This window comes from Planococcus sp. CP5-4_YE (genome assembly GCF_019042655.1).
GTDB lineage: Bacteria > Bacillota > Bacilli > Bacillales_A > Planococcaceae > Planococcus.
In genome coordinates this window covers 1-12,113 of record NZ_JAHPZO010000007.1, presented here as the reverse complement: position 1 = coordinate 12,113, position 12,113 = coordinate 1, and the positions used below count along the sequence as shown (strand labels likewise).

Annotated in this window: 16 protein-coding genes and 1 pseudogene; 12 read left to right on the top strand and 5 right to left on the bottom strand. The window is 48.7% G+C overall.

Annotated features, from left to right (window positions below):
- Positions 1-10: 10 nt before the first annotated feature.
- The 3 genes from KTG14_RS10090 to KTG14_RS10080 form a co-directional block, all read right to left on the bottom strand.
- Positions 11-1,210: a cytochrome P450 family protein gene (locus KTG14_RS10090; RefSeq protein WP_216970825.1), complete on the bottom strand. Its 1,200-nt coding sequence runs from the start codon at positions 1,208-1,210 to the stop codon at positions 11-13.
- Positions 1,211-1,352: 142 nt separating this feature from the next.
- The gene (locus KTG14_RS10085; protein WP_216970824.1) at positions 1,353-2,165 is read right to left on the bottom strand and encodes an alpha/beta fold hydrolase; all 813 of its coding nucleotides are present in this window, start codon (positions 2,163-2,165) and stop codon (positions 1,353-1,355) included.
- Positions 2,166-2,180: 15 nt separating this feature from the next.
- On the bottom strand, positions 2,181-3,020 hold the full coding sequence (locus tag KTG14_RS10080) for a DUF4097 family beta strand repeat-containing protein (protein WP_216970823.1): 840 nt from the start codon (positions 3,018-3,020) through the stop codon (positions 2,181-2,183).
- Between the two features lie 221 nt (positions 3,021-3,241).
- On the opposite strand from KTG14_RS10080, the gene KTG14_RS10075 reads away from it, so the two are divergent.
- From KTG14_RS10075 to KTG14_RS10055, 6 genes and pseudogenes are all read left to right on the top strand, one after another.
- On the top strand, positions 3,242-3,688 hold the full coding sequence (locus KTG14_RS10075; RefSeq protein ID WP_216970822.1) for an SRPBCC family protein: 447 nt from the start codon (positions 3,242-3,244) through the stop codon (positions 3,686-3,688).
- A gap of 80 nt (positions 3,689-3,768) precedes the next feature.
- Positions 3,769-3,954 carry a hypothetical protein gene (locus tag KTG14_RS10070; protein WP_216970821.1) on the top strand — a complete coding sequence of 62 codons (186 nt, stop codon included), beginning with the start codon at positions 3,769-3,771 and terminating at the stop codon, positions 3,952-3,954.
- 48 nt (positions 3,955-4,002) lie between these two features.
- Positions 4,003-4,131: a hypothetical protein gene (locus KTG14_RS17945; protein WP_258048462.1), complete on the top strand. Its 129-nt coding sequence runs from the start codon at positions 4,003-4,005 to the stop codon at positions 4,129-4,131.
- 96 nt (positions 4,132-4,227) lie between these two features.
- Positions 4,228-4,401, top strand: coding sequence for a hypothetical protein (locus tag KTG14_RS10065; RefSeq protein WP_216970820.1), 174 nt, complete (start codon positions 4,228-4,230; stop codon positions 4,399-4,401).
- Between the two features lie 128 nt (positions 4,402-4,529).
- A pseudogene (locus KTG14_RS10060) lies at positions 4,530-5,171 on the top strand (bile acid:sodium symporter family protein); the annotation flags it as partial.
- Between the two features lie 125 nt (positions 5,172-5,296).
- Positions 5,297-5,629 (top strand): hypothetical protein, encoded by a 333-nt coding sequence (locus KTG14_RS10055; protein ID WP_216970819.1) that lies wholly within the window; start codon positions 5,297-5,299, stop codon positions 5,627-5,629.
- 26 nt (positions 5,630-5,655) lie between these two features.
- Here the strand turns inward: KTG14_RS10055 and arr are convergent, their stop codons facing one another.
- Complete coding sequence (gene arr / locus KTG14_RS10050; RefSeq protein WP_216970818.1) at positions 5,656-6,072, bottom strand: NAD(+)--rifampin ADP-ribosyltransferase; 417 nt, start codon at positions 6,070-6,072, stop codon at positions 5,656-5,658.
- 383 nt (positions 6,073-6,455) lie between these two features.
- On the opposite strand from arr, the gene KTG14_RS10045 reads away from it, so the two are divergent.
- From KTG14_RS10045 to KTG14_RS10020, 6 genes are all read left to right on the top strand, one after another.
- Positions 6,456-6,983 (top strand): RNA polymerase sigma factor SigX, encoded by a 528-nt coding sequence (locus KTG14_RS10045; protein ID WP_216970817.1) that lies wholly within the window; start codon positions 6,456-6,458, stop codon positions 6,981-6,983.
- Positions 6,980-8,113 (top strand): anti-sigma factor family protein, encoded by a 1,134-nt coding sequence (locus KTG14_RS10040; protein ID WP_216970816.1) that lies wholly within the window; start codon positions 6,980-6,982, stop codon positions 8,111-8,113. Before KTG14_RS10045 ends, KTG14_RS10040 begins: the two co-directional genes overlap by 4 nt.
- Before the next feature lie 62 nt (positions 8,114-8,175).
- Positions 8,176-9,111, top strand: coding sequence for an ABC transporter ATP-binding protein (locus tag KTG14_RS10035; protein ID WP_216970815.1), 936 nt, complete (start codon positions 8,176-8,178; stop codon positions 9,109-9,111).
- Positions 9,095-9,967: an ABC transporter permease subunit gene (locus KTG14_RS10030; RefSeq protein WP_216970814.1), complete on the top strand. Its 873-nt coding sequence runs from the start codon at positions 9,095-9,097 to the stop codon at positions 9,965-9,967. Before KTG14_RS10035 ends, KTG14_RS10030 begins: the two co-directional genes overlap by 17 nt.
- Before the next feature lie 150 nt (positions 9,968-10,117).
- Positions 10,118-11,104: an aldo/keto reductase gene (locus KTG14_RS10025; RefSeq protein ID WP_216970813.1), complete on the top strand. Its 987-nt coding sequence runs from the start codon at positions 10,118-10,120 to the stop codon at positions 11,102-11,104.
- Between the two features lie 174 nt (positions 11,105-11,278).
- On the top strand, positions 11,279-11,761 hold the full coding sequence (locus KTG14_RS10020; RefSeq protein ID WP_216970812.1) for a hypothetical protein: 483 nt from the start codon (positions 11,279-11,281) through the stop codon (positions 11,759-11,761).
- 76 nt (positions 11,762-11,837) lie between these two features.
- Here the strand turns inward: KTG14_RS10020 and KTG14_RS10015 are convergent.
- A partial coding sequence (locus tag KTG14_RS10015) for an AIM24 family protein (protein ID WP_216970811.1) occupies positions 11,838-12,113 on the bottom strand: 276 nt, incomplete at its 5' end.

The following is a 12,113-nucleotide window of genomic DNA, read 5'->3' as shown; positions in this document are numbered from 1 at the left end:
TTTTGCATATTCATTTTCCGAGCTTCACTGGAAGTTCGCGGACGCCCCGGACGATCATGCCCGGCCGCCATTCGAGTTCGTTTTCTGGAACAGCCAGCATCATGCCGGGGAAGCGTTTCAATAGCCCATCGATTGCGGTATGGCCTTCGAGACGTGCGAGTGGCGCGCCAAGGCAGAAATGGATGCCTTTGCCGAACGCCAGATGAGCGCTTTTTTCGCGGTGGATGTCAAACAGTTCCGGGTTATCGAACTGTTCGGGGTCGTGATTAGCCGCGTTCAGCGCCACGATGACCAAATCACCCTGGTGGATGGTTTTTCCGCCGAATTCCATCTCTTCTGCTGCCCATCTTGAAGTGCTGAACTCGACCGGCCCGTTCAAGCGCAGCGACTCTTCAATGGCTGGTCCAATCAGGTCAGGCTGTACGCATAATTCGTGCTGCTGTTCGGGATGTTTCAGCAGCGTAAGTACGGTGTTGCCGATCAAGTTCACCGTCGTTTCGTGCCCTGCAATGATCAGCAAGGAGACCAGTCCGTACAGCTCTTTTTCCGTCAGCCGGTCGCCAGCTTCTTCCGCTTCGATCAAACGGCTGATTAGATCGTCTCCCGGTTGCTGGCGCACTTTCGCGAACCATTCGCCGAGATAGCGGATAAATTCATTCATATGCTCATAGACGCTGACGCCTGCTTCGCCGCTTGTGCCTTCGATGAGCGAGTTTGACCAGGTCCGGAATTTATCGCGGTCTTGTGAGGGCACTCCCAAGATTTCGCAAATAACGATGATGGGGAGCGGGAAGGCGAATTCATCGATCAAGTTCACGCTCGATTTGCCTTCGAATCCCTCGAGCAATTCATCGGTAATTTCCTGGATGCGCGGCTGCATGCTTTCAATCATTTTCGGCGTAAAGGCTTTTTGGGCAAGCCCACGAAGCCTTTTATGGTCGGGCGGGTCAGAAAATAGCATGTTTTGAGTGAATACGCTCATCTCGTCCATGCTGCCGCCGAACAGCTTCGAAAAGTCCTTGATGAAGCGCGGGTCTTTCAGCACAGCTTCCGCATCCGTATAGCGCGTCACGAGCCAACCGAGCTGGCCGTCTGGAAAACGCACCTGATGCACAGGGTCTTCTTCGCGCAGCCGCTCATAGGCTGGGTAAGGGTTCTTGGTGAATTCAGGGCTGAACAATTTCGTTTCGTCTTTGTCATGCAAAGTCATTGAAATGCCTCCTTTTTAGTCTATACCCTGAGGCCGATGGTTCTTACTCGTTTATTTTCACATTTCTTCCTGCTCTAAAGAAACATGGAAGTCTGCTCTTTTCATCCAGGCTATTTTCCGGGGAAATGGGATTGTGCCATTATCACGGTTGTTGAACTTTAACGACAAATCGGGTGATGCTCTTTGCGACTTCTGTTGGGCCTTCCCAATAAAGCATATGGCCGAGCTGCGGGAGGAAGCATAGATGGGAATTTGCGATGGCAGCGGACAGCTTTTGCTGGTCTTCTTGTGAAGCTATGGGATCTTCCGTTCCCGAAATGACAAGCGCGGGTGCTGTCACTTGGTGGAGGAGGCCAGGGAATTTTTCATTCAATGCGGCTTCACTCGTTTCTCTCCACACACGCGCCGGAACTTTTTGGATCTCGTGGAACATTCTCTCCAAAAAATCGGCAGGCACCGGTTTGTTGTAAAGCCCTCCGGTGAATTTCCGGATGAACTCGGGGCTAACGGGATCTGTTAAGTGCCACAATGTGGAGTCATGAATGGCAACGATTTCCGGGTGGTTGCCAAGCTCGGAAGGGGAGCCGATTAAGATGAGCCCGAGTGTCTGCTCCGGATATTTCGCAGCAAAATTCCTGGCGGCAAACCCTCCGCTGGATGCACCCGCGATAAAGGCTTTTTCGATAGCTTTGGCATCCATAAACTGAAGCAAATCTGCTTCGAAGTCTTGTGTTCGATAATCTAAGGCTGGCAAATCGACACCGTCATGCCCTCGCTGTGTATAGGCGAGGGCATGCAGCCACTTAGGAAAACAAGCGAATAGCAAGTCGAAGGTATGACAAGAGTCTGCGAGCCCATGCAGGAAAATCAGCGGAATGCCCTGTGGGTCGCCTCGTTCGATATAACTCAGTTCCCTTGTATCCGCCAAGCGCAGCATTGCTGGTTTCAAAGGCATATTCATCCATTCCTTTCACTCGACAGTGATGCTGCCATTATTCGAAGCGAGCTGGATGAGCACCTCGCCATTGCCGAATACGGTTTCTTCATTTTCGCGCCCATATACATCGATATTGCCGTTGTCGACGCGCGCTTCGATGCGGGCGTTCGAGGGTTCAGTGCTGGTGCGGATTTCAATTTGCCCATTATCCGTATCGAAATCGACAGGGAAATCAAGCATCTCCGTCTCCAATTCGATGCGCCCGTTATTCGCTTGTGCTTCCAGGTCGCCTGAAACATCGCTGAATAGGATGCGCCCGTTGGAGGAGCGGACGCTGATATCGGCTTCCATGTCTTTCAGTTCAACGCGGCCGTTATTTGTCTCGACATCCACCGATTCGCTGTCGACCGCCTCCAAAGTGATGCGCCCATTATCTGCTTCAAGCACTGCCTCAGCGGTTGTGATGCCGTTCACTTCGATGCTGCCGTTATTGCTATCGGCCGACAGGGAATCAAGCCCGCTCACAGGCAGATAAACTTGCAGCGTATAGGAGCGGTTAAAGTCGAAATTGAAAAACGGGGAGCGGTCTTCGACTTCAATTGCCAAGCGGCCGCCTTCAATTTCTGTGTTTAAAGTGAAATTATCGTCATTGCCGGACATGACGACACGGATCGTTTCGTCTGCACTTGGCATAATCACAACCCGTGAGTTTTCAACGGTAACTTCGACTGCCCCAATCTCTTCATCGAAACTTTGTTCCTCAAGCACCTCTTGCTGCGCAGGATCTGAATTGTAGACGATATATAAGACAATGCCCACACCCACAAAGAACAGGCTCGCGATGATGATTAAAATCCTCAAAAACGATCTCATGAAATCATTTCCTTTCGTTGAGTAATAACTATCGTTTGGCGGGAGAGAGTCATATGGCTTCGGACTGATTTACCTAAGTATCATCATTTTACTATAAATATCAGAAAAGTCAGTTTATTTAATCGGAATCATGCTATATTAATGAATATAGGTAGTTCGTGGAAGAACAGAGCCGTCAATAGGGTCTGTCAGGGAGTTCTCAGGCAAGGGAGGATACCGAAATGTGGAGCCTAAAAAAGAGTATTTTCATCGATCGCCGGGTAGGCGAAGTCTATCAATTCGCAACGAACCCAAAGCACTGGTATCAATGGTATGCGGGATTGTCGGAAGCTGAAAACCTGAAGGGGAGGGGTGGGAAGAGCACGAGCATGGACCTGATGTACTTCTTTTTTGGAAGGAGCTTGGAATTGCACTTAATAGTCGTGGAAAATGGGCGAATTGAAGAGGGGTATGTGTGGCGTTGCCTGATTAGCGGCGCTTTTGATGGCAATCAGACTTGGAAATATTCGCCCGTGGAAAATGGAACTGAAGTTCAATTTGAAATGGATTATGATCTTCCAGGCAGTATTTTTGGGAAAGTGGCCAATACGCTGTACATTAAAAAACTCATGAACAACTCGATGGAGCAGACGTTGCAAAACTTGAAAGATATCAGTGAAAGTGATTGAACACGCAGCGGTCGCGGAGGTCAGCTGGATGATTTTCCGCTTGAAAGCCTAATTCATTGTATTTAGAGGAGGGATGAAGAATGGAACAAAACCACAAAAACGATTATTCCCAAATTCCATTTACCGGCCTGGGTTTGGTCATGGGAACTGCAATCGGAGCAGCTTTAGCACTGATTTTAACTGGGGATATTATATGGGCAGGAGTAGGGACGGGTGTGGGACTGGTTCTCGGGGCAGCGGCCGATAGCATGAAGAAGCGAAAATGAAATCTTAGCCTCTAATTTGCCGCCGTCGATGCGTTGGTGAAAGTATGGGTGTTGCTGTTAGTTAAGCTAATCGGGGCCGCGATTGCTGCAGTAGTGTTCGAATCGTTCTTCTATGTCCAAGAAGAAACAGGGATTGAAGTAGTTGGGGATTCTGAGGGCAAAAAGCTGATTAAATAAAGGGAAATGAATATCTTAGACATCGTAGTGCACGAGGGTTATGCTATACGCAATTGAGCTGGTTATAGGGATCAGCAGAATGGAAGGGTGATCGAGATGGCATTTTTGGACAAGCTGAACGCTGTGAAAGACAAAGCGATCGGAAAAGGCAAAACCCACTGGGACGAAAATAAAGATGACTATAAAGAAAAAGCGGCTGTCTATAAAGAGAAAGCCGTGATAATGAAAGAAGACATAGAGAACAGGTGGAAAGAGAGAAAAGGGAAATAATAAGAGACGCAGCCTCTGAATAAGGGGATGGTATGGCTTTCAGGTAGTTTGCTTTTGAAATTGAAAAACGCGTAGAGAAACGAATCCGTTTCTCTACGCGTTTTTGTTTTTAAATGAAGTTATGTCGCTATTTGGCTAAAGGCAATTTGGCTTTGTCGGTTGCGATGACTTCCTTGTCGACTTTGATGGCGCCGATCATGACGCCGCTGCTCTTGTTGTTGCTTGCGGGGCAATGGCTGCCGGTCGACCCGGTTTCAATGTTCACATCCATCATTCAAGTGATCATCTTGCCGATTGCACTCGGGATTCTCGTCCAGCGCATTTTCCCGGCGTCGGTTGCGAAAAGCATCTCGGTCGTACCGCTCATTTCGGTGGCAGCGATCCTCATCATCGTCTCTGCCGATACTGCCGCCAATGCACAAAACGTCATCAGCTCCGGCTTTATCGTTTTCCTGGCAGTGTTCTTGCATAACAGCTTCGGTTTGGTGCTCGGCTATTTGACGGCGATGGCAATGGGGCTCAACGAAACGGACCGCCGCGCGATTTCGCTCGAAGTCGGCATGCAGAACTCCGGCCTCGGCGTCGCCTTGGCAACCGCCCATTTCAGCCCGCTCGCGGCACTACCGAGTGTATGGGGAGCGATTTGGCACAATATTTCCGGGCCGATTTTGGCGACAATCTGGTCGAAAAAACCAGCCGCAGCGCCTAATAAGGAAAATCCGGAACTCGCCGCGCGGGTCAAGCCAGCGGTTGATTCCGGATCCAAATAAGCGAATGCTATGCTTGCAAAAACCATTCGTCATTTGGGTGGTTTTTTTAAATGGAGGAGATTGAAACACAAGTGGCGAAATTTACCAGATGGAAGATTATTATATGAAAAAGTGAGTGAGGCATTGTGGAATTCAAATTGGGAAATGGCACGCTGATGCTGCCGGAACTGCACATCACGGTGATGGCGTTCATCATCATTTATTTACTGGCCAAATGGAGCAAGGAGTTGGAAACTGGCCGCATTAAAATTTTCATTTATTTTCTAGTCGCAGCCTATGTCATGCCGGTTCTTTCTTACAGCACCCTGGAGTACAACTTCGAGCTGTGGATTCCGGCCGGCTTCCTAGTGGTGTTCTTTTATATTTACCGGAAAGAACGAGACCATCCCGCCAAAATGAAAGCCAGTGTGCTCGGTCTGTTGGTGGCGATATACCAAATCGTCGGCCATATGTTCTAAGACTTAGCCGGCGTTTTGAAAAGAGTTCAATCGATAATAATTGCTTTGCCTTGTTCACGCAGCGATTTCAGCGAGTCGAGCATATGCTGGATCTGCTCCTCGCTATGGCGTTCCCAGGAAGCAAGTTCCGCCACGATCTTCAACGGCGACTTGGAACGGTAAGAGCGAGTCGGGTTCCCGGGAAAGCGTTTGTCAGTCAGATTGGGATCGTTGTCAAATTCCCCTGTGGGTTCGACAATATAGATCCGTTCCGGTAAATCTGTGGCTGCGAGTTCCGCACCCCATTTCGCCGCGTCGAGTGAGGCTGTGAAATAGATGTAATTGGATTTTTTATCTTGATAATTCGATAAATTCTGCGCTTCCAATAGATTACCGATTTTCAGTTGTGCTTTTGTTCCGTGAAAAAAAGGGCCTGGATCCAAGACATCTTTTTGGCCATCCATTGAAATCTGCCTCCTCTAGTAGTGTTCTTGCAACCAGTATAAGACAGCGCTAGGTGAAAATGTAGACTGCAAATATTTTTTTGTTTGTACTATAATAGAAGTAGAGAGACGCCAATCAGGACAACCCAAGCCGAGCCCAATTCCTCAGGAACATTTGAGGGGTTGGGCTTTTTAACTGCCGCGGGTATCGATGCTTAAGACAAGGAAACTAAGCAGAGAAATTTACGTCAATTTACACAATAGCAATGAAGCGGGATCGAACTCAGCTGTAAAACAAAACTATATATAAAAAAACTGAAAATTGTCACAAAAACGGTGATTCCGGTGTCTTTATTATGAAAGCGTCTGAGGGGAGGGGCCGGATGATGGAGGAGGCGGCAAATTTGCCGGAAGTTCCCAGCAATCTATCTGATGAAGAAGAGTTCCAGGTTTTATTCAAACAGTATTACCCGAAAGTCGTCTGGAAAGTGATGATTATCCTGAAAGACCGGCCCCTCGCAGAAGATGTTGCGCAGGAAGTATTCGTCAAGCTGTATCACGCGGACCGTTCGGCAATTGACAATTTGCCGGGCTGGCTGACAAAAGTCGCCGTCAATACCGCTTATAATCAAGTGCGCACCGAAAAACGTCATATGGCCAAGAAGCAAAAGCAACAAGCGGAGGAGCGAATATGGCCAAGGTCGGTTGAAGAGGCTTATGTGAAACGCGAGGAGCTGGGGGAAGTCCAGAAAACACTGATGCGCTTATCCGAACAGGATCGGGATTTATTGGTGATGAGGTTTTCAGGCTATAGCTACGAGGAAATTGCAGAAAATAAAGGTTTGGAAAAATCCTCGATAGGCACGCTGCTGGCACGGGCGAAAAGCCGTTTCAAAAAAATGTATGCGGAGGAAGGGACAGAGAACCAATGACTTGTCATGATATTGGCACCTTACAAGCTTATTTGGACGGCGAAGTCAGTCGCGAAGAGAAAAAAAGAATCATGAAGCACCTGGAAAACTGCGCAATGTGCCGTGGAGCCGTCAGTGAGTTGCAGCAGCTTCAAGCTTTTTATGAGAACAAATTGGACTTGGATGGTGCAGACATCGATGTGGCCAGGGCATGGGCGAGGTTCGAAGAGAATTTGGAGCAGGGAGACAACCGTAAGTCAGCGGCAGTGAGTGAAACAACAAGCAGAAAGGGATGGAGTCCGTTGAAAACCAAGACCAAACGTTTCATCGTATCTGGCGTTGCAGCCGCCGCCATTTTCAGTTCGCTTGCCATTCCGCAAGTTCAAGTGGGGGCGAATCAATTTCTATCGCTGTTCCGTGTTGATCAATTCGAGATGGTGCAGTTGACGCCGGAAGACTTGGAGCAAGTCGAGAGCTGGGTAAGTGAACACAAAGCGGGAGAAATTGATTTGAAAGGCCTCGGCAACTTAGAGCGATCGGTAGTGGATGGTGAGCTGCAGCAGTTCCAGGCGATTGAATCGGCTGAACAAGCAGGGTATTCCATTCCGTTGTTCGATGAATTCGGATTGTCCGGCATAGACGTGATGCCGGCACAGACGATGACGTTTACACTCGATGTCGAAAAAGCGAACCAGTTGCTCACACAGCTTGAGGCTGACGAACAGTTTGAGGCGGTACTGGACGGTAAGCCATTCTCGGTATCGATTGCTGAAACGGTAAAAGCGGATTATCTGTCGAATGGACAATACATCTCCTATGTGCGTACAGAATCTCCGGAGATCAGTGTTCCAGATGGCACCTCGATTGACCAGCTGCGTGATACATTGCTGTCACTTCCGTTTTTGCCAGATAATGTGAAGACACAGCTCGCGAATATTTCCGATTTTGAAACGACGCTTCCGGTTCCGGTGGTTGATACGGAAGAGGCGAAAGTGAGCGAAGTCGATGTGAAGGGTGCAGAAGGATTCACCTTCGTGGGCACAGACGAATCTTCAATCGTCTGGAAACAAGGTGAGCAACTGCAAATGATCATGGCGGAAACTAAGATGACCGAACAGCAATTAATGGAACTCGCTGCACAAGTGAAATGAAGAAAGAAGTTCAGGGTGGACCAAGCGCCCTGGACTTTTCATTATGATGATGGAGGGACAGAATGGACGTTATCCGGACCAACTCATTGACCAAAACCTATGATGGTAAAGGCGGTATTTCAGATATTTCTCTGTCGATTGGAGAAGGGACGATTTACGGATTTTTAGGGCCGAATGGCTCCGGGAAAAGTACGTTCGTCCGCACGCTTCTCGGTCTATTAAAGCCGACAAGTGGAGAAGGGTTTATCCTCGGTGAACCAATCGGATCGATCAAATCACGTGAACAAGCAGGTTATTTGCCAGAGCTGTTCCGCTATCCTGACTGGCTGACGGGCAAGCAATTGCTTGAGCGCCATGCAGAACTATGCAAAATCCCGGTGCGGCAGCGGAAAACACGCATTGAAGAAGTGGTGGAGCTGGTCGGGATGAGCAGCCGGGAAAAGGGCAAGATCGGCGGCTTTTCAAAAGGCATGGCTCAGCGCATCGGCCTGGCTTGTGCGATTCTCAATGATCCGAAAGTCATTTTCCTCGATGAACCGACGTCCGCACTCGACCCGATCGGGCGTAAAGATGTGCGTGACCTCATGGTGTATTTACGGGACCAAGGAAAAACCGTGTTCTTGAACAGCCATTTATTGCATGAAGTGGAGTCGGTATGCGATAACGTATCGATCATCCACGAAGGCGATATGATCGCCCAAGGGCCTTGGCGAGAATTGATGCAAATCGAAGCGCAAATAGAGATCATAACGGATCATCCAGAAGACATCCAGTGGCCTTCGTTTGTATCGCATTCGCGGAAACTAGGGCAGCAAGGAACGAGAACCACATGGAATATCCAGTTCGGTGATGAACTCGATATCCCGCGAATGATTCACTACTTGTCCGAACGCCGCATTTCGGTGTATGAAGTTCGGCAGATTACACCTCATTTGGAAGATGTGTTTTTGCATTGGGTGAACCGGAAAAAGGAGAACTCCTATGTGGGCAATCACTAAAATAACCATACACGAAGTTATTTCAAAGCGAATTTTCCTGTTCACGGTGATTATGACGTTTGTGTTCCTGAGCTTATATGGAACAGCAATCTACTTTGCCGGAAGGGAAACATCAAACATGGGCCCTGAGGTCATGGAAGGTCCGGAAGCGGTGTTGATGCAGCAGTTTGTAGCGTCTCAGATGCTCGGGGCAGGGCTCTATTTTTCATCATTCATCGCATCGCTGCTCGCGATTATGTCTAGCGTCAGTGCGATTTCTGGGGAAGTGGCGAGTCATCAGATTGATACATGGTTGATGCGCCCGATTTCCAGAGCGCAGTTTGTATTAGGAAAATTCGTCGGTTTGACGGTTTTAATGATGGCTTATGTCATTGCATTATTTTTCAGCGTCATTGCCATCCATCAAGGCATCGGAGTCGACTGGCTAGCATTGGACCTTCAACCGATGCAAATGGTTAAGGCGGCTGGGGTATTCGCCATACAGCCCTTTGTCCTGATTGCATTCGGGATTTTATTAAGCACGAGAATGACAACCTTGAATGCCGGTATCATTTCCATCGTCCTTTATGGTGCTGCTTTTATCGGCGGCTTTATCGAACAATTCGGTGCGGTACTGGAAAAAACTGCGCTCGTCAACGTCGGAATCATAATGAGCCTTGTCTATCCGGTCGATTCCATTTACCGCAAGATGACCACGCTATTGTTCGTAACAACGGACAGCCCGCTTGCTTTTGCCCAAGGCGGCCTGTTCACCAGCATTTCCAGCCCGAGCAATTTACTCATCGGCTATGCGGTTTTTTACGGGATTATTGTATTGGCACTTGCGGTTTATAGCTTTAAAAATCGTGATGTGTAACTGGATGTGGAGAACCGCATAAACCTATTCAAGAGGTTCATGCGGTTTTTGTGTTGAGCTGCTTTAAGGCTGTTGTTTCTTGTTTAGCCTAGGGGATAGCGGGTAGACAACTGTATATTCAATACAATTATTTAGAAGAGGTGTTCACGAATGAAAAACGATGTGACAATCAAACATAAACTTGGCCTTGGGACAGCGCCGCTCGGCAATATGTTCCGGGACGTGCCGGAAGATGAAGCGATGGCGACCGTCGAATCTGCGTGGAACGAAGGCATCCGTTATTTTGACACGGCACCTTTTTACGGGGCAGGGCTTGCGGAACTGCGGCTCGGTGAGATTTTGCCTTCTTACAAGCGCGACGACTATTTGCTGAGCACAAAAGTCGGACGCATCGTGCTCGACGAGGAAGAAGAAAAAGAAGGGCTGTTCGAATTCGGCCGCAAAAATAAAATCCAGACCGATTACACGGAATCGGGCACGCTGCGTTCGATTGAAGACAGCTTGAAACGCTTGAAGACAGACCGTTTGGATATGGTTTACGTGCACGATATCTCACCGGACTTTCTTGGCGATGAATGGGTCACGAAATTCGATGAAGCACGCCTTGGCGCTTTCAAAGTGCTTGACCGCCTAAGAGACGAAGGTGTCATCAAAGCATGGGGCCTCGGCGTTAATACGACCACGCCGATCGAAGTCGCACTCGAACTGGAACAAGCGCATCCAGATTTGAGCTTGTCTGCGACGCAATACACCTTGCTTCAGCATGAACGCGCACTGGAGCGCATGATGCCGCTTGCTGAGAAAACAGAGGGCGGCCTGGTCATCGGCTCGGCATTCAACTCAGGCGCATTGCTCGGCGGCGATCATTTCGACTACGCAGAAATCACGCCGGAAATCAAAGAGCGGGTGGCGCGCTTTAACGACGTCGCCCAAAATCACGGTGTACATTTAAAAGATGCCGCGCTGCAATTTTCGACCGCTCATCCAGCGGTCAAAGCGGTCGTCACAGGGTCCACACGGCCAGACCGCATCAAGGAAGACTTGGCCGCCATGACAGCTGATATCCCGTCTGCTTTCTGGGATGAACTCGTCGACAAAGGTCTTGTCTCCCCGAAAGCTGTATTGCCGAAAAAATGAAATTAGAAACAGAGAATGACAAAAGGTTCCGGTCTGCTGGCCGGAACCTTTTGTTATGGATGAAACGATTATTTTTACCGGAGCATGCGTTGAGCACTGAATTGCCTTATCTTTAATTTTACAAATTTACCATTTGCTTTAATATGGACTAGTGACAAGAACTGGAGGCTAACAATGAGAACCTCGGCTAAATTATCGACAATGGCATTTTTATGGATCATCATCTCTTTATTAGCTGGCTGTGCCACTGTTGGGGAAAGTCCGGAAACTCTCGCGATTGAAAACCGTGGGGAGTACGAAGGCGTGCTCGTTTCCAGCACCTATTCCTCAGGCCAAACTGCAGGTTATGAAGAAACCTTCATCGAAGGGCCGGAAAAAGCTGATGAATTGATCGATCGTTTAAACGGAAAAGAGCTGATCCAAGCGAGTGAAGCGGAATTGCAGGACAGGGCAGAACAGCTTGAGCAGCCTGGCAGTTACCGGATGATGCTTTACAATATGCCGGCAGCTGACCGCATGGACGACCATATGTATTTGATTCACTTCTATAAAGATGGAACGATTCAAGTGGACCAGGAGGGCGTTACGTATTTCCTCTGCGATGCTCCAGAGGATTTGCTTTCGCAATTGAAACAACAATGGAACATCAGCTTTTAAAACAAAACAAACTGCCCCGCGGCGATTAGAGCAATGTCTAATCGCCGCGGGGCAGTTTTTAGTAGGTGGTATGTCATCAGCTCTGTGGTGCGTGATAGATTTCTTCAAAAGGCTGGACGACGACGAAGCCATTTCCGGAGAATTTCATTTGTACGGATTCTCCGCTGCCCCTCCCAAAAAAGCTTTTCAACTGTACATCGGTGACAAAATCAGGTTCCAAATTGCCTGACCATGCGACAGTCGCGTTTGGATCGGTGAATACCGGCGTATCCGGCGTGACGAGCAATGTGAGCGGCTCGTAATGGGAGGTGAAGGCGACGAGGCCTTGGCCTTCAAGACGCACATTGAACAG

Bases quoted from the DNA above. Each gene is read 5' to 3' on its own strand.
- KTG14_RS10090 (WP_216970825.1), bottom strand. From the start codon at position 1,210: ATGACTTTGCATGACAAAGACGAAACGAAATTGTTCAGCCCTGAATTC.
- KTG14_RS10085 (WP_216970824.1), bottom strand. From the start codon at position 2,165: ATGCCTTTGAAACCAGCAATGCTGCGCTTGGCGGATACAAGGGAACTG.
- KTG14_RS10080 (WP_216970823.1), bottom strand. From the start codon at position 3,020: ATGAGATCGTTTTTGAGGATTTTAATCATCATCGCGAGCCTGTTCTTT.
- KTG14_RS10075 (WP_216970822.1), top strand. From the start codon at position 3,242: ATGTGGAGCCTAAAAAAGAGTATTTTCATCGATCGCCGGGTAGGCGAA.
- KTG14_RS10070 (WP_216970821.1), top strand. From the start codon at position 3,769: ATGGAACAAAACCACAAAAACGATTATTCCCAAATTCCATTTACCGGC.
- KTG14_RS10065 (WP_216970820.1), top strand. From the start codon at position 4,228: ATGGCATTTTTGGACAAGCTGAACGCTGTGAAAGACAAAGCGATCGGA.
- arr (WP_216970818.1), bottom strand. From the start codon at position 6,072: ATGGATGGCCAAAAAGATGTCTTGGATCCAGGCCCTTTTTTTCACGGA.
- KTG14_RS10040 (WP_216970816.1), top strand. From the start codon at position 6,980: ATGACTTGTCATGATATTGGCACCTTACAAGCTTATTTGGACGGCGAA.
- KTG14_RS10035 (WP_216970815.1), top strand. From the start codon at position 8,176: ATGGACGTTATCCGGACCAACTCATTGACCAAAACCTATGATGGTAAA.
- KTG14_RS10030 (WP_216970814.1), top strand. From the start codon at position 9,095: ATGTGGGCAATCACTAAAATAACCATACACGAAGTTATTTCAAAGCGA.
- KTG14_RS10025 (WP_216970813.1), top strand. From the start codon at position 10,118: ATGAAAAACGATGTGACAATCAAACATAAACTTGGCCTTGGGACAGCG.
- KTG14_RS10020 (WP_216970812.1), top strand. From the start codon at position 11,279: ATGAGAACCTCGGCTAAATTATCGACAATGGCATTTTTATGGATCATC.